Here is a 16,211-nt window from a genome sequence, read left to right as displayed (position 1 = left end):
TTGGATAACACCGATAGGACTCCCCGTAGGATCGATCCGTGTGCGTCTTGAGTCAAGGGTTAAGTGGACACCAGAGGGATCGTCAACGGAGTTGAACTAATGGCACAGGGCTCCGGGGGTTGCGCCGCCGTGTCATCTCTGCAGGGGCTGGCAGCGGATGTCTGACTGCACTGCCGTCCCCGTTCACACTTCACTCCGCTGTCCCCCCGGCCAGCCAGCGTCACGCTACGTTCCGCTGCGGGCGCAAGACGTCAGATAGCTTAGCATGTATGGATCGGCCTGGGCGGAGAGGTTCGTTGGCTCGCCAAACGCGACCCGTACGGATTGCCGAGCCTTGCATCGCCTGGTTCCGCCGGTCCAGGGCCGGCCGGAGTCGGCCATCCGCCGGTCCACCGTCGGCCGCGAGGACGCTCTGCCCACCGGGTCGGCCCCAAGGACCAACGGGCAGGACTTCTTCTTCCTGCACTGCGAGTCCACCCGGTTCGGAGTGAGCCTCGAGCCACGCGCCGACTGGCAATCGCCACGGACAGCGGCACGTTCGGCACGGCGGTACGCCTGCGGCGGGGCGAGGCCGCCATGCTCACGACGGTCTTACGAGGCTGCCACAACTACGTGCACGGCAACGAAGGGCTCCCCAAGGACGCGCCCTTTGGCAGTTCCTCCACGTCGTCTTTGCCAAGGTGCCCGACGAGCGGGAGAGCCGTCGCCTGGGTGACTGTCTCGCCGCCACCCGCGATCGTCGCCAGCTGCGCCTGCACCCGCCGACGGCGATTCGCAGATCGAGCCGGCATACCGGACACACTAAACCTCCGGCACGCCTTCCCAGACCGCCCGAGCGCGGCTGGTGCAGCGGCAGAGCGCGCCGCCCGACCTGGTGGTCCACTCGGCGCTCACCCCGTGGACCTGCGCCGAGTGCGGGGAGATGGGCGAACTGCTCGTCTCCGAGGACGCGGTCGCGCACCGCGGCGGTGTGCCTCTTCCCCGCGGCGACACACTGGTCGTGGTACGCGTGCCGGTGCATCACGAGGCTCTCGCGACGACCGGAACCGGCGGGTCGTCGGTCTCGCGGAAGCCGTGCCGGTCGTAGAAGCGTCGCAGCGGTGCCGGGGCCCACCAGTTCGCCCGTCCCAGCAACCGCATCGTCGCGGGCACCAACAGTGCCCGCACGACCGTCGCGTCGACCAGAACCGCGATGAGCAGCGCCACCCCGATCAGCTTGATGAACGTGATCCCGGAGACGGAGAACAGCCCGATGACCACGAGGATGAGCAGTGCGGCACTGGTGATGATGCGGCCGCTGCGTTGCAGGCCGACCGCGACCGCGTGCGTGTTGTCGCCGGTGCGGTCGTACTCCTCGCGGATGCGCGACATGAGGAACACCTCGTAGTCCGTCGACAGCCCGAACACGACCGCCAGCACGAGGATCGGTTGCGTCGCTTCCAGGGTGCCCGTGGGGGTGAAGTTCAACGGCCCGCTCAGGTGACCGTCCTGGAAGATCAGCACCAGCGCGCCGAACGACGCGCCGAGCGACAGCACGTTCATCAGGATCGCCTTGACCGGCAGCACGAGCGAGCCGAACGCGAGGAACAGCAGGACGAACGTCGCACCGACGATGATGAGCGCCATCCAGGGCACCAACGCGGCGACGGCGTCGAGCTGGTCGGCCAGCCGCGCGGTGAACCCGCCGACGAGCACCTCGCCGCCGGCCGGGGCCGGCACGGCGCGGATGTCGCCGACGAGGTCGCGCGTCTGCGCCGAGATCGGGTCACTGGCGTAGGTGACGGTGACCCGGAAGACATCGCCCGCCCGGCCGGTGATGTCGGCCGTGGCCACGCCGTCGACGGCGCGGACGGCACCGAGGTACCGCTCCAGGTCGTCCGGGTCAGGTGCGGTGACGATCGCCTCGATCGGCAGCTGGCTGTTCTGCACGAATTCGCGGTCGACGGTCTCGGTGACCACGCGGCTCTCCGTGCCGGCCGGCAGCACGCGGGGGTCGATGCCGCCGAACTCCACGCGCAGGAACGGCGCGCCGGCCAGCAGCAGTACGGCGAGCACGCCGACCGCGTACAGCACCGGGCGGCGCATGATGCTGTGCGCCAGGCGGAACCAGAAGCCGTGCTCCACCGGTCTCCGCGACGGCCGCCGCCGGCGCACGGACAGGGCGTCGACGTGCGGGCCGAGGATCGCGAACAGCGCGGGTAGCACGGTCAGCGCGGCCACCATGGCCACCAGCACCGCGGACAGCCCGCCGAGCCCCATCGAGCGCAGGAACGTCATCGGGAAGATCAGCAGACCGGCCAGCGACACGGCGACCGTGACTCCGGAGATCGCGACCGTGCGGCCCGCGGTGGCCATCGTGCGGGCGACGGCTTCCTCCACGGCGGAGCCGCCCGCGATCTCCTCCCGGAACCGGCCCACCATGAACAGGCCGTAGTCGATGGCCAGGCCAAGGCCGAGGATCGTCACCAGGTTCACGGAGAAGACCGACACGTCGGTCACGTAGCTCGTCGCCCGCAACGCGGTGAACGCGCCGAGGATCGCCAGCCCGCCGATCGCCAGCGGCAGACTCGCCGCGGCCACGCTGCCGAACACGAGCACCAGCAACGCGAGCAGCACCGGGATGCTGATGGTCTCGGCGAGCGCGATGTCGGCCGCCACCCGCTCGCGGATGTCGCGGCTCACGGCGGTGATGCCGCCTACCCGGGTCTCCAGGCCCGGTGCGGCAACGCTGCCCTCGATGCGTTCCAGGGCCTGGCCGCGCGCGGTCTCGTCGGTGCCGGCCAGCGTCAGCACCGCGTAGGTGGTCCGCCGGTCGTGGCTCACGAGGCCGGGGCTCCTGTTGGTGCCCCAGTAGGTGACCGTCGCGGTCACGTCGTCGTCGGGCAGCGCGGCCAGCGTCTGCGTCACCGCGCGCTCGAAAGCCGGGTCGTCGACCGTCGTGGTCGGGCTCCGGTAGAGGACCACGATGTCGTTGCCCGCGCGTCCCAACGTCTCCTCGGCACGGACGACCGCGCGCGAGCTCTCACTGGCCGGGTCCTCGAACCCCTCGGTGGTCAACGCGCCGAACACCTGGGTGCCCCAGACACCGCCGAATGCCATGAAGGCCAACGCCAGGACGACGACCCACCACCTGCGGCGGACCATCGTCCGCCCCCACCGCTCGAACATCAGCGGGCCGCGTGCGTGATGAGGTCGGCCGTCGCGGCGGGCTGCGACATCATCGCGACGTGCGACGCGGCGATCTCGGTGACCCGCGACCCGGCGCGCTGCGCCATGAACCGTTGCGCCGCGACGGGGACCACCCGGTCGTTGCGGGCGGCGAGGTACCACGACGGGATCGACCGCCACGCCGGCACCCCGGACGGCTCCTCGAACGTGGCCGCGTTGAGCGGCCGCTGGCCGGCCCACATCAGGGCGGCCGTCGCCTTGGGCAGGTCGCCGGCGAACGCGTCGCGGAACAGATCCTTCTTGATGTAGCCGTCCGCGCCCGCCGGATGCGGACGGAAGTCGAGCGCCTCGGGGGTCACCGTGCTTCCCGGGAAGCGGTACTGCAGGGCCGGCAGCGTGTCACCCTCGTCGGGTGCGAACGCCGCCACGTAGACCAGCGCCTTCACGTTGGCGTTGCCGGTCGCGGCGTTGGTGATGACCATGCCGCCGTAGGAGTGCGCGGCGAGCACGATCGGGCCGCTGAGGGTCGCCAGGATGCTGGCGAGGTAGGCGGAGTCGGCGGCCACGCCGCGCAGCGGGTTCGCCGGGGCGAGCACCGGGAAACCGTCGCGGACGAGCCGGCCGGCCACCTCGTACCAGCCGGAGGCGTCGGCGAACGCGCCGTGCACGAGCACGACGGTCGGCCGGGACCGGTTGTGCGCGTGTGCCGCGGGTTCCGCGAGTACGGCGCCGGTCACGGCCGCGGCGGTGCCGGCCAGCACGGTTCGGCGGGTCGTCGTCATGATGGTGTCCTCACGTTCGTCTCCGTTGTGTGCGGCCGAACGTAGGGACGGGCACTTGACGATCAGTGAACGGCCGATTCACTCGCCGGTCAGTGGCCCTGCCTAGCGTGCCGATCCATGACAACGACGAAGAGCTCGGCCAAGAGTGAGGCGGCCCGGACGTGGGGGCTACGGATCCACGTGCTCTGCTACCTGGTCTTCAACGTGGTCCAGGTCATGGTGTGGTGGATGTTCGACTCCGCCAACCACTTCTGGCCCATCTGGTCGATCGTGGCCTGGGGGATCGGGCTGATGTTCCACGTCTGGGGCGTCTCCCGGTCGCACCGGGTCGGCTGATCCGGTGTCCTTCCTCCTGGAGTTCGTCCGCGATCCCCTGACGGTCGGCGCGATCACGCCCAGCGGGTCCGCGCTGGCCCGGATGGCGACGGCCGCGGTGCCCCGGACCGGTTCCCCGCTCGTGGTGGAGCTCGGTCCGGGGACCGGCGCCTTCACCGGGGCCGCAGCGACGTCATGGTCAGCGGGCTGCCGTGGGCCGCCTTCACCGAGGCCCGGCAGCGCGACCTGCTGGCCGCGGCGGTGCAGGCGCTGTCGCCGCAGGGTGTGTTCAGCACGTTCGCCTACGTCCACGCCCGCTGTACCCGACCGGCCCGCACCCTGCTGCGGACGGTGGGGTCGCTGTTCGACGAGGTCGTCATCAGCCGGACGGTGTGGGCGAACCTTCCGCCGGCGCTGGTCTACCATTGCCGCCGCCCCCGGGGGTGACAACGTTGAGTTCCGCGAGGAACTTCTCCGCGCGGCGCGCGAAGAGGTGGGTCTCGCGCTCGGCCGACCACGCCCGTGCCTCCTCGGCGGCGGCCCGGACGACGTCGAGGGGCGCGCCGCGGGCGTGCAGGAGACGCGCCCGCAGCAGCCGGATGAGACCCTCGGCGTAGCGCTGACCGTAGGCCTCCAGGGCGTGGTCGGCCCGGTCCAGGGCGGTGCCGGCCTCGTCCGGCCGTCCGGCGGCCAGCCACATCTCGGCGATCAGTCCGTTGTGGTACGCCACACCCCACCGCGGCGGGTCGGTGATCGTCGTGGCCAGCAGCTGTTCGGCCTCCGCCGTGATCCGGACAGGGTCCTCGCCGGTGAGGGCCTGCGCCCAGTACCAGTTCAGCCGGACGTAGATCTCCTGCTGCACGGCGGTGCGGCCGGTGCCGAGGGCGATCCACCGGTCGACGGTGCGCATCACCCAGTCGGGATCAGGGCCAGGCGACGGAGCGTTGGGCGTTGACCTCGGCGATCCAGGCGGCGACGGTGGCCGGGGGCGCGTCGTTCACCGGCACCCTGGTGCGCGACGGCTACGCCGCGTACCAGCGCCTGACCCAGGGCGCGCTCGATATGATGCACCGCAGTATCCCGATTGGCGGAAGGCTCCATGACGGTTGCGGTTCTTGGCGCCACCGGCTCGGTCGGCCGCCTCGTAGTCGAAGCTCTGAACATGTTGGATGTCGGCCCGGTCAGGGCCGGTATGCGTGCCACTGTCGACGCGGCGGACCGCGACTCGCTCGCCCGCTTCGTCGAAGGGGCCGCCGTCCTCGTAAACTGCCTCGGCCCTGGATACCGCCTGCGGGGGCGGGTCGTCGCGGTCGCCGACCGGCAGGGATGCGCGTACGTGGACCCGTCGGGGGACGACGCGTTGCACGCCAGGCTGCTACGCGAGTCGGTCCGCGTTCCGGTTGTCACGGGCGCCGGCTCGGTGCCCGGGGGCCTCGGGCTGCTCGTCCGGTGGCTCGCCCGCGGCCGGGGGGCCGGTGATCGGATCCGCGGCTACGTGCTCACCGACGAACCAATTCACTCCGGCACCGCGCTGGAGTTCCTGCTCGGGGCGCGCGCCGGCCAGGGCGTCGGGCCGCCCGCATCCGTTCAGCTGCCGTCTGTCGAGGGCCGTCTGGTCGCGTACCCCTTCGAAAGCCTGGAGACGGCGGGGCTCGCCGCGGACCTGAAGCCGGAGGACGCGGCTTTCTATCATTGTTTCCCCGCAGACAGTTCCACCCTGCGCGCGCTGCGCGAGCTGTCGGGGTCGAGCCTGCGCGAGGCGGCAGTCGCACTCGCCGCCGCGGTCAACGCCGACGTGTCCGGCCGCGCGGCGACCCACCTGCTCGTCGCCACGGTTGCCGACCGTACGGCGGTGCTGACGGCGGGGAGCAGCTATCGGGTCAGCGCGAACGTGGCGGCCCTGGCCGTCGAGGAGGTGCTGGCCGGCCGCGTGCCCGACGGGGTCGCCCGGGCAGGCGCGCTGGACCCGCGGATCGTCATCCGGCTACCGCAGTTACCCGGCGGTATTCAGCTGACGCTACTATCATCGACATCCGTCGAGTAGCCTCTGCGACATACTCCACCGTCTGGGGGGCACATGGTCGTCGCTGCGCCGACTGGCGTGTTCCAGCCGCTCGATCCCGCCTTTCAGGCCGACCCTTACCCGTGCTACCGGCGCCTGCGCGACGCCGCGCCGATCCTCAAGGACGGCGTCACCCAGTTCGTCGCCAGCCGCCACGAGATCGTCGCGCATCTGCTGCGCAGCGAAGGCGTACGCAGCGACTGGCCCGAGCCGTTCCAGTCGCTGCGGATGGGCGACGGGCCCGCCAAGGACTTCCTGCTCCGCGTGGTGCTGCACCGCGAGGGTCCGCAGCATCTACTGCTGCGACAGGTGCTCGGCGCCGGTATGCGCATCATGTCGCCCGCGGCGACCGCGCGGCGCATCGCCGAGCATACCGACCGCATCCTCGACGAGGCCCTGGCGTCGGGCGAATTGGACCTCGTCAGCGGCTTGGCCGTGCCGATCCCGGTGGCGATCTCTTGCGACCTGCTCGGCGTTCCGGAGGCCGACCAGCCGCTGATCCGCGACTGGGGTATGGAGACGATCAAGGCGTTCACGATGATCCTGCCCGAACAGGACCGCCCCGGGGTCAGCGCAGCAATCGACCACCTGCGGGCGTACATCCGCCAGGCGTGGGACGATCCGCTCGGGCACCCGCTGGGCACCGCCCTGGCCACGCTCGACACCGCCGCCGGGGGCGCGTTCGACCGCGACGAGACCGTGGACAACATCGTCTTCCTGCTCGTCAGCGGCTTCACCACCACGGTCCATCTGCTGGCCAACATGTTCGGCGCCTTCCTCGAACACCCCGACCAGTGGCGGCGGCTGAAGGCCGAGCCCTCGCTCGTCGGCGCGGCCGTGGAGGAGGTCGCGCGCTACGACGCGCCGATCCAGTACATCTCGCGACAGGTCGCCGAGCGCATGGAGATCGGTGGGGAGACGTTGCGTCCCAACCGGGTCGTACACCTGCTTCTGGGCGCGGCCAACCGCGACGAGCGCGTCTTCGCCGACCCCGACCGGTTCGACATCGGCCGGCAGCCGAACCCGCACCTTGGCTTCGGCGCCGGGCGGCACATCTGTCTGGGGGCGGGTCTGGGGCGGGCGGAGGCGCGCGGGGTGCTCGACCGGCTGGTGGCCCGCTGCGCGACGCTGGAGCCGGACGGCCCGCTCGTCCGCAAGCCGATGCAGGTGTTCCGCAGCTACGAACGGCTGCCCGCCCGTGTGCGGCCGTGCTGAGCCGGTGCCGCCGGTAGGGTGACCTCATGAGCGACGCGGAGACTGCCCGACGCCTCGGACGGCAGCTACCCGAGGCCGAGGATCATTCCAGCCCCGGCTTCGTGCAGTTGCGCGTGCGCGGCAAGCAGTTCGCGTGGACGTTCCTCGACCGCAGCGAGCCGACCGGTCCGCGGGAGCCGGAGATCAGCGTGCTCGCCATTCGCTGCACCGCCGCCGACAAGCAGACGCTGCTGGCAAGCGATACGGAGAAGTTTTTCACCACCGACCACTACCGGGGGTTTCCGGCCATCCTCGTCCGGCTGGCCAACGTCGACGACGACGAGCTGCGCGAGCTGCTCACGGAGGGATGGCGTTGCCAGGTGCCCAAGAAGCTGGCCAAGGCGTTCGACGAGCAGCACGGCGCCTGACCGGGGCGCCGCGCCATCGTCGCTGTCACGGGCGGTGGAACGCCTCGGTGCGCACCGTGTCCTCGGACACGCCCTCCTTCACCAGCCGGTCCTTGAGGGTCTCGACGAGGTCGTACGGCCCGCTGAGCAGCCACGCGTCGCCGGCCAGTCGGTGCGTGCCGACGAGCGAGGCAAGCAGCTCTGGATCCAGCCTGCCGTGGGCTGTTGCGGGCGCATCGGGGTCGTCGCTGAGGACGTGCAGGATCGTCAGCCGCCCGGCGTACTGCTGAGCACACTCGGCGAGGTCGTCGGCGAACATCGCGTGCTGCCGTGTCCGGTTGGCGCACACCAGCACGACCTCGCTGCCCGGCTCGGTGGCGAGCACGTGTAGGGCGATGGCGCGTACCGGCGTGATGCCGCTGCCGACCGCGACGCCGACGACGCACCGTGGGCCGTCCGGTGGCGGCAGCGTGAAGGCGCCCATCGGCGTCATCACGTCGAGGACGTCGCCAGCCCGCAGCTCATCGTTGACGTACGCGGAAAACTCGCCGTTCGGTCGTCGCTTCGCCGCGAACTGCAAACGTCCGGGCGGCGAGCAGATCGAGTACCGCCGCAGCAGACGACGGCCGTTCAGCATCGTGCGTATCGTCAGATACTGGCCGGGACGGTGCGCGTACGCGGACGAGAGCTCGTCGGGGACGGCGAACGTCACGACCGTCGACACACCGGCCAGCGGTGTCACGGCGGCTACCTCGAGGGGATGAAAGCCAGGCACGCCGACTACTCCTCGGGCTCTTGGTAGATGCCCAGGATGTTTCCGGCCGGGTCGGCGAAGAGGGCGGCGATCTCCGGAGCGGCGTACCCGAGCGGGCGGGTGATCTTGCCACCAGCCGCCTCGACGGCGGCGACCGTGGCCTCGGCGTTGTCGACCATGATGAAGATGGCGATGCCAAGCTCGGTGTGCGGCGGTCGGTCGGTCACGAACCGACCGCTGACCATGCCCGCGTCGTCGAAGCTGATGTCGTCGGCGCTGCGCCGACGCACGTTCCAGCCGAAGACCTCGTGGTAGAACGTGGCCGACTGCTCGGGGTTGACAGCTGGAATCTCCAGATAACAGATGCGTGATTGAGTCATCGGGGTTCCCCTTTCGGGAACAGCGTGTCGTATGCCGTGAGGCTTGTCGGTGCAACCGAGCCGACCAGCTCCGGTGGGCCGAGCCGGTCGGCGAGCTGGCGTGTCGCGCGGGCGACGCCCAGATGGTACTGCGCGTGCGGCATCGGGTCGGTACCGTCGACGACGGCGGTACCGAACTGGGTCACCGCCGTGCGCACCGCGGCAGGCCAGAGGGTCCCGACCACCTCCCGGTGGCTGGCCGCGGCGGGGTGGAGCACTCTTCCCAGTGGCAGGTCCAGAGCGGCGTCCACCGACTGTCCGATGTCGATCGTCGCGTCGTAGTCGGCCGGCCGGTGCAGCCGGCTGTACCAGACTACCGGCCCGGCCGGGTCGGCAAGATGCAGATGACCTCCCGCGGTGTAGAGACTGATCCGGTGCAGCAGGTGTGCGCCATTGTCCCGATCCGCGAGGTCGAGCTGGTTCTGCACCCGGATGGCGACCGGCACGCCGCCGACGACTCCGGTCGCCAGCCGGAACAGGCCGGGCCCGACCGCCTCGGCGAACTCGATCGGCCGCAACCGGCCAAGCGCGGCGGCGAGGATGTCCAGCAGTGGGTAGAGCACGAGGAACGACGTCTGCGCCTCAACCCCGATCGGCTTGCCCGCGCTCAGCAGCCGCCGCGCCGCGTCGACGAACGCGGTGACCGCGGGCAGGTGCACGTAATGGCTGTTGACCCGATAGGTCACCCGATGGCGGCGGCCGTCGCGGACACACTCGGCAAGCTCCTCCTCGTCCAGCGGATGCTCCTGCAGCACGTGGATGCCGCGCGCCATGAGCTGCCGGGCGATCGTGCCCCCCGGCCCGCCGTTGATCCTGCCGCCCACGACGACGCAGGCGGCTTCCACATCGTCGGGCAGCTCGGCGGGAGAGGTGTACAACGGCACGCCGTACTCCTTCGCGCAGCGCTGCGAGCGCTCGCTCCCCCTGGCCAGGATCCCGCACAGCCGAAAGTCGGGTGCGTCCCGCAGCGCCGCCAGATAGGTCCGGCCGAAGTTGGTGCCGCAGACGACAATGCGCATCAGATCGCCCCCGCCTCGACGTCGGCATAGCCGGCGAGCGGCCCGTCGAGAGTCCACAGCTGACCGTCGGCGGCCCGCACGCACCCGGGTAGGAGGTCCGGCGCCAGCACCTCCGCGGCCCGGTACCGGCCCGGTGACACCTCGGGCACGCCCCGCACGGCCGCCGCCAACACGGCGGCGGTCAGTCCGTACGTGCCCGGCACGCGAACCACCGCCACCTCCGTCCGGTCCGCAGCGGTCGTTTCCACCACGAATATCTGGTACGCCGAACGCCCCGCCACGACAGCGCCGGCCACCGCACGCAGCTCCCCGACAGCGGCGGGCTCCTTCGTGGCGCCCGGCAGCCGCCGGTGCAGCGCTGCCAGCACCGGACTGCCGGTCTCGAACAGGTGATAGCAGCGCAGCTCGCCGACGCCGACCCGGCGGCCCGTGACGGCGGCGTCGCGGGAGAGGAACGGGATGCCGGTGACGTCGTCGGGAATGAACGGCAGCCGCCGCCCCGTCCACGGCGTCAGTGCACCGGCGACGACCACGCCGCCGACGAGAGCGGCGCCCGAGTTCCCGTACTCGCCGCTGAGGCTGGTCAGGAAGTCCTCGGCCGAACCGGGTGTCATCTGGTCCAGGGTGGCCGCGTACACCGTCATCGCGACCGGCCGCCCCGCCAGGCGCATGGCGGCCCAGCGCATCAGCAGCTCCGAAGCGCCCGGAGTGGCCCCGGCGCCGAAGAGTGCGGGCCGGGTCGGATCACCATCCGCAGCAGACAGCAGTTCCTCGTCGAGGCCGAGAGCGGCGGCGTCGACGTACGCGGCGCCGGCGGTCTCCGCCGCGGTCAGGATGGCTCGCCGGGACCGCCCGATCGGCCCGACGCAGTTGACGACCACGTCCGCTCCGGCGCAGAAGTCCGTCAGGGCGGCCGGATCGGTGGCCTCCACGCACCGATGGCCGGACTTCGGTCGACGGGATCCCAGGCGCAGGTCGAAGTCGGTCAACTGGGCGGCCAGGCGTGCGCCGACCGCACCGCCCGCCCCCAGGATCGCGACCGTCCGCGTCATGCCACCTCCATCGGCAGCGACGAACCCGGCCGCAGCGTCAGCTCGCCCAGACAGACGTCACCCCACATCGCCGCCAGCGCTGACAAGTCTGCGTCCGCCGGACAGACGACCGTCACGTCCCCGGCGAACGGCAGGAGCATCCAGTCACGGCCCGAGGCGGCGCTGTGCCGGGCCACCGGATCGTCGCCGTCAGCCCGCTCGGTCACATCCACGACGAGCATCTCGATGAGCAGGCCGCCCTCGGCGAGCTGCCGGGCCATTTCGAAGGCGACCAGGCCGCCGAAGCCCGCCCCGGCCAGGCGTACCCGCAACCGGCCCGTGCCGGTCACCAGCTCGGCGTACTGCTCGGCCAGGCGCTCCACCAGCAAGCCGGCGTCGATCGCCTGGTAGGCCACCGGGTCGGTTACCTCGATCCCGATCACCGGGCCGGGCGGAAGGCTTCCGGCGTACCGACGCAAGGTGCCGGACGCGTCGTGGACCAGGATGGTCGGTGTCCCCTCGCCTGGCAGGAGCGGAACCAGAGCGGCCAGCGAGCCGCCGGACACGGTTGCCGGAGCCGCCGCCGTGATCTCTTCGGCGAGCCGGGCGACGGTGGCGTTGTCGAAGATGACGCGGAGAATGCGGTCGAACGGAAGCGGCGCGGCGGCCGGGACGTCACTGCGGATCTGGGCCGCGATCTGGGCCGCGAGCAACGAATCTCCACCCAGGTCGTAGAACGTCTCTTCGCGGCCGACCGCCGGACGGCCGAGCTTGGCCGAGTAGATCTCGGCGAGCGCCTTTTCGAGCTCGTTCGCCGGCAGTTCGGTGCCGGCGGTGGCGCGCGGCGCGGCGGATCCCGTTTCGGCGCGGCTGGTCAGCAGCGCCCGGTCGGCCTTGCCGTTGGCGGTCAGCGGAATCCGGTCGAGGACGGTGAGCTGGCCCGGCAGCATGTGGTCGGGTAGCTGGCGCAGCAGGTGCTCCTGCAGGCCGGCCCGGTCGATGTCCTGGGTACGCGCCTTGAATTGCGCCGCGAAGACGTGCATGCCCATCTCGTCGGTGATCGGGTCGCCCTGCGGAAAGTGCCCGAAGCTGTCGGCACCGGCCCGGGTCAGCGCCTCGGCCCACTGCGGCACCGACACGAAGGTCTGCTCGTGGGGTCCGCGGATGTCCTGGAACTCGCCGGACTTCTCGTCGAAGAGGAACTCCATCGACGTCATGATCTGGTGGTTGTCGTGTGTCGCCTCGATGAACAGCAGCCAGCCGCCCGGTCGCAGCAACTCGCGGATGCGGGCCAGCGCGACGTTGATGTCGCGCGCATAGTGGAGCACGTTGGCGCAGACGATCAGTGAATACGAGTTGGGGCGAAGGCCCTGCGGCCAGTAGTCGGCGTTCATGTCGTAGAGCTGGTAGTCGAGAAAGTCGTAGCCGGCGAAACGATCCTGGGCGTTGTTGAGGAAGAACCGCGACACGTCGGTGAACGCGTACCGGCCGCCGTAGGAGGCCAGTGCCGGGATGAGCTCCGCGCTGGTGCCGCCGACGCCGGCGCCGATCTCGAGGACGTTCGGCGGTCGGCCCTGTGCCGCGAGCGTGACAGCCATCCCGACGAGGATCTCGTTCAGGTAGTGGCTGAGGAAGATCCCGTTGTACGCGACCTCGTGGATGTCGGTACGCCCGGCCGGGAACAGTTGCTCGAGCGGGTCGACCTCGCCGCGCACCAGCTGAGGCAGGCACGCCGCCGTGGTCCGGAAGTAGTCGACCAGTTCGGGCCGGTTTTCGACACCTTCCATGTACCGAGCGACGCGCTGCCACGCCACGGCGTGGTCTTCCGGCTCGCGGTTCAGCCGGTACTGGCCGGTCAGCGAATCCAGGGCGAGGTAACGGTGCCGCGTCAGGGCGGTTACCCATCGGCGTACGAGGCGGCGGTGCCGGGGCGCGACCCGGGCCGTCTGCAGGATCTCGGCCATGTCATGGCGGTCGTCGGGCCCGGTGAAGAGGCCGGCGTCGCGCAGCGTCGCGAGCATCTGCAGCAGGCCGGTGGCATCCAGTTCGCGGGCGAAGCGCAGCATCGCCTCGGTCGGGACGCCGGACCGGTACGCAGCGACCCGGGCAATCGCCTTCTCCCCCAGCGCCGACGCCGCCCGTGGGTCCGGCGCCTGCACCGAGGCGGCGGCGGTGACGAAGGCGGCGAGCTGGCGGGCGGAGCCGGTGCCGTGCGCGACCACGACCGCGGAGCTGATCGCGGGGTACGCCTCCAGCGCCGCCTCGATCTCGCCGAGCTCCAACCGATGGCCGCGGATCTTGACCTGCGAGTCACGGCGACCGAGGAACTCGATGGTGCCGTCGGGCAGATAGCGGCCGAGGTCTCCGGTGCGATACAGGCCGTCGCTGAACCGCTCGGCGGTCAGGGCGGGATCGCCGAAGTAGCCGCTTGCCAGTCCTGCGCCGCCGATGTAGATCTCGCCCGGGACGAGATCGGGCAGGTCGCGGCGCGTCTCGTCCAGGACGAGCACGGACTGGTGGGTCAGCGGCCGGCCGTAGGGGACGGTCGGAGCGGCCGGGTCGAGGTCGTCCATCGGGTGGTAGATCGACCAGATCGACGCCTCCGTCGCCCCGCCGAGCGCCGTCATGTGAACGGCCTCGGCACGGGCGACCAGCCGTGCTCGCAGAGACGCAGCGACCCAGTCGCCGCTCAGGAGCACCTCGCGCAGCGAGTCCAGCCGCAGTTCGGGCGTGGCGTCGGCGTATGCCAGAAGCATGTCGAGCTGGGCGGGCACGGAGTTCCAGTGCGTCACCGCCTCGGCGACCACCAGATCGGCCCAGTGGGCCGGGTCGTTGCGGCGCGCCGCCGCCGGCAGGACGAGGCGGCCGCCCACCGAGAGCGGACCGAAGATGTCGAAGACGGACAGGTCGAAGCCGAGCGACGCGAGTCCCAGCACGCAGGCATCCGAGGTCACCGCGAACCGCTCGATCACGTCGCGCAGCGTCGTGAGGACCGCCGCGTGGCTGATGACGACGCCCTTGGGGACGCCGGTCGTGCCCGAGGTGTACATGATGTACGCCGGTTCGCCAGCCGCCACGGGCTGCGGCCTGGGTGCTTCCGCGGCTGGGAGTCGTTCCACCTCGGCGACGGTCACCGGAAGATCCGCATGGGCCGGCTCCGTCAGCCAGGACTGGGTCAGCACGAACCGGGCCCCGGTGTCGCGCATGATGCGTCTGCGTCGCTCGGCCGGCTGGGTGGTGTCTACCGGCACGTACGCGCCGCCAGCCAGCAGCGTGCCCAGCACCGCCGGAATCTGCTCCCAGCCCTTGTCCATCTCCACCGCGACGGGCTCCCCTGGTCGCAGGCCCCGCGCGGCGAGCCAGGCGGCGACCGAGTTGGCCGCGTTCGCCACGTCGGCGTAGGTGTACGCCCGGCCGTCCGCCACGACAGCGGTTCGCTCCGGCGTCCGGGCTGTCTGGGCGAAGACGCTGTGGTGCAGGAGTTCGCCCGTCTCGGCCGGAGCCGGCACCAGCACCGGTCGGTTGGCCTGCTGGGTCGCCGGAATCTGCACTGGCGAGCGGCTGTCGAAGACCTCGTCGCCGTCGGCCATCCCCGCCAGCAGCCCCTCGAACGCGCCGAACATGGCCTCGAGAACGCCCGGCAGGAACACGCCCTCCCGATGGTCCCAGTTGACCGTCAGGCCGTCCTCGGCCTCCGCCACCTGGCAGTCCAGCCACACCTGCGGAGTCTGGCTGATGCCGAATCCCAGCCGTAGCACCCCGCCGGCCTGCAGCTCGGGCGCGCGGCGCAGCCCCAGGCTGCTGGTGAAAACGACGGGATAGAGAGACGTGTTCGCGGGATCGCGGCGACGCAGCTCCCGGATCAGATCGATCCCGGTGAACAGCCCATGGCCGAGATCGTCGGCGAGCGTCGTCTGGATGGCCCGTGCCCGGTCGCCGAAGGTGGCCCCGGCCAGTCTGTCAACGGCCAGCAGGTTCACCGAGGTGAAGTCGCCCACCACAAGCGGCACGTCGGGATGACCGTCCGGACGCGACAACACCGTCACGCTCAGCGCGAACCGGCGCTCGGCGCTCCACCGGCCCACTGTCTCCGCGAAGGCGCTGAGCACTGCGGCGTTGGCGGTCAACCCGTGCCGGGCCGCCCGCTCCCGCAACGCCTCCCAGATCGGGCCGGTGACCCGCGCGGTGAGCCGACCGAACCGGGCCGACGCCTGGTCCGGCGGTCGCACCGGAAGTTCCGGGCCGGCTGGGAAGGCGTCGAACCGGTCCCGCCAGTACGCCTCGTCGCGCACCCGCCGCCGGGACCGGAGCAGCCGCTGCCGGGCCACGACGCAGTCTCGGAAGGTGACGGCCGGTTCCGGGCCGAGCGATGCGGGATTTTCGTACGCCGTCGCCAGCTCGCTGAGCAGGAGCTGCAGGCTGACGAAGTCGGCTACGAGGAAGTCGATCGACAGGTGCAGCACGCAGTCGTCGTCGCCCCAGGTCACCTGCAGGTCGAAGAGCGGACCGGCGTCGACCGCGTACACCCGGTGGCTCATGCGTTCGCGTCGTGCGGCCAGTGCCCGGTCGAAGCCGTCGGCCGAGCCGCGCTGGTCGTCAACCGGAATCTCGTACGCCACCTCCCTGCGCACCTGCTGCGTGCCGGAGGTGTCGACCCGAAGGCGGAGCGCGTCATGCCGGCGTACCAGCATCGCCCACGCCGCTCGGAGCCGTTCGGCGTCGAACCGCGCCATATGCAACTCGCCGTAGCCGTGGCAGCCAAGCCCGCCGTACGGGACCGACGCACTCCGCCCGACGAGGTAGGCCGTCTGGATATCAGTGAGCGGAAACGGCGAATACCGCTCTTCGGGCTGCGCCACGATGGTGTCGAGCGCCTCCTCCGCACGCAGGAGCGCCAGAATCTCCGCCTTGGCCGTGCGCAGCCGCGCCAGCCGATCGTCGGTCATCACCCCGGTCGGCGCCCGATAGCGCAGGTTGTCGCCGTCCACCCAGAGCTGGACGCCCAGCCCCTCGCAGTCGGCCAGGATCTCCTGCACGTCGGTCATCGGCCTTGCCTTCCT

At 71.0% G+C, this 16,211-nt stretch carries 13 protein-coding genes; 5 read left to right on the top strand and 8 right to left on the bottom strand.

Features of this window, described 5'->3' with window-relative positions; all coding sequences use genetic code 11:
- Window positions 1–1,020: 1,020 nt before the first annotated feature.
- Window positions 1,021–3,168 carry an MMPL family transporter gene (locus ACN28C_RS19430; protein WP_422768969.1) on the bottom strand — a complete coding sequence of 716 codons (2,148 nt, stop codon included), beginning with the start codon at window positions 3,166–3,168 and terminating at the stop codon, window positions 1,021–1,023.
- Window positions 3,168–3,950, bottom strand: a complete 783-nt coding sequence (locus tag ACN28C_RS19425) for an alpha/beta fold hydrolase (RefSeq protein WP_422768968.1) — start codon at window positions 3,948–3,950, stop codon at window positions 3,168–3,170. The genes ACN28C_RS19430 and ACN28C_RS19425 overlap by 1 nt, the downstream gene beginning before the upstream one ends.
- 117 nt (window positions 3,951–4,067) lie before the next feature.
- Here ACN28C_RS19425 and ACN28C_RS19420 point away from each other — a divergent pair, with 117 nt between their 5' ends.
- Together ACN28C_RS19420 and ACN28C_RS19415 are read left to right on the top strand one after the other, a co-directional pair.
- Window positions 4,068–4,286, top strand: coding sequence for a 2TM domain-containing protein (locus tag ACN28C_RS19420; protein WP_422768967.1), 219 nt, complete (start codon window positions 4,068–4,070; stop codon window positions 4,284–4,286).
- A gap of 174 nt (window positions 4,287–4,460) precedes the next feature.
- Window positions 4,461–4,712, top strand: coding sequence for a hypothetical protein (locus ACN28C_RS19415; RefSeq protein ID WP_422768966.1), 252 nt, complete (start codon window positions 4,461–4,463; stop codon window positions 4,710–4,712).
- Here ACN28C_RS19415 and ACN28C_RS19410 read toward each other — a convergent pair.
- A complete protein-coding gene (locus tag ACN28C_RS19410; protein ID WP_422768965.1) occupies window positions 4,645–5,175 on the bottom strand; it encodes a hypothetical protein in 531 nt (176 codons plus the stop codon). The two genes, ACN28C_RS19415 and ACN28C_RS19410, sit on opposite strands and share 68 nt — an antisense overlap.
- 189 nt (window positions 5,176–5,364) lie before the next feature.
- Here ACN28C_RS19410 and ACN28C_RS19405 point away from each other — a divergent pair, with 189 nt between their 5' ends.
- Genes ACN28C_RS19405 through ACN28C_RS19395 form a run of 3 tightly spaced genes read left to right on the top strand, consistent with a single transcriptional unit; the run spans window position 5,365 to window position 7,949 of the window.
- On the top strand, window positions 5,365–6,309 hold the full coding sequence (locus ACN28C_RS19405) for a hypothetical protein (protein WP_422768964.1): 945 nt from the start codon (window positions 5,365–5,367) through the stop codon (window positions 6,307–6,309).
- Between the two features lie 33 nt (window positions 6,310–6,342).
- Complete coding sequence (locus tag ACN28C_RS19400) at window positions 6,343–7,542, top strand: cytochrome P450 (protein WP_422768963.1); 1,200 nt, start codon at window positions 6,343–6,345, stop codon at window positions 7,540–7,542.
- Between the two features lie 26 nt (window positions 7,543–7,568).
- On the top strand, window positions 7,569–7,949 hold the full coding sequence (locus ACN28C_RS19395; protein ID WP_422768962.1) for an MmcQ/YjbR family DNA-binding protein: 381 nt from the start codon (window positions 7,569–7,571) through the stop codon (window positions 7,947–7,949).
- 25 nt (window positions 7,950–7,974) lie between these two features.
- On the opposite strand, the gene ACN28C_RS19390 is transcribed toward ACN28C_RS19395, so the two are convergent.
- The 5 genes from ACN28C_RS19390 to ACN28C_RS19370 are packed head-to-tail and all read right to left on the bottom strand — an operon-like array spanning window position 7,975 to window position 16,196.
- A complete protein-coding gene (locus ACN28C_RS19390; RefSeq protein WP_422768961.1) occupies window positions 7,975–8,670 on the bottom strand; it encodes an FAD-binding oxidoreductase in 696 nt (231 codons plus the stop codon).
- A gap of 38 nt (window positions 8,671–8,708) precedes the next feature.
- On the bottom strand, window positions 8,709–9,062 hold the full coding sequence (locus tag ACN28C_RS19385) for a VOC family protein (protein WP_422768960.1): 354 nt from the start codon (window positions 9,060–9,062) through the stop codon (window positions 8,709–8,711).
- Window positions 9,059–10,120 (bottom strand): Gfo/Idh/MocA family oxidoreductase, encoded by a 1,062-nt coding sequence (locus tag ACN28C_RS19380; RefSeq protein ID WP_422768959.1) that lies wholly within the window; start codon window positions 10,118–10,120, stop codon window positions 9,059–9,061. The genes ACN28C_RS19385 and ACN28C_RS19380 overlap by 4 nt, the downstream gene beginning before the upstream one ends.
- Complete coding sequence (locus tag ACN28C_RS19375; RefSeq protein WP_422768958.1) at window positions 10,120–11,172, bottom strand: hypothetical protein; 1,053 nt, start codon at window positions 11,170–11,172, stop codon at window positions 10,120–10,122. Before ACN28C_RS19375 ends, ACN28C_RS19380 begins: the two co-directional genes overlap by 1 nt.
- A complete protein-coding gene (locus tag ACN28C_RS19370; protein ID WP_422768957.1) occupies window positions 11,169–16,196 on the bottom strand; it encodes an amino acid adenylation domain-containing protein in 5,028 nt (1,675 codons plus the stop codon). Before ACN28C_RS19370 ends, ACN28C_RS19375 begins: the two co-directional genes overlap by 4 nt.
- Between the last annotated feature and the right edge of the window lie 15 nt (window positions 16,197–16,211).

This window comes from Plantactinospora sp. WMMC1484 (assembly GCF_049315195.1).
GTDB lineage: Bacteria > Actinomycetota > Actinomycetes > Mycobacteriales > Micromonosporaceae > Plantactinospora.
Note: the sequence above shows the minus strand (reverse complement) of the source record. Positions and strands in the feature narration are given on the sequence as shown.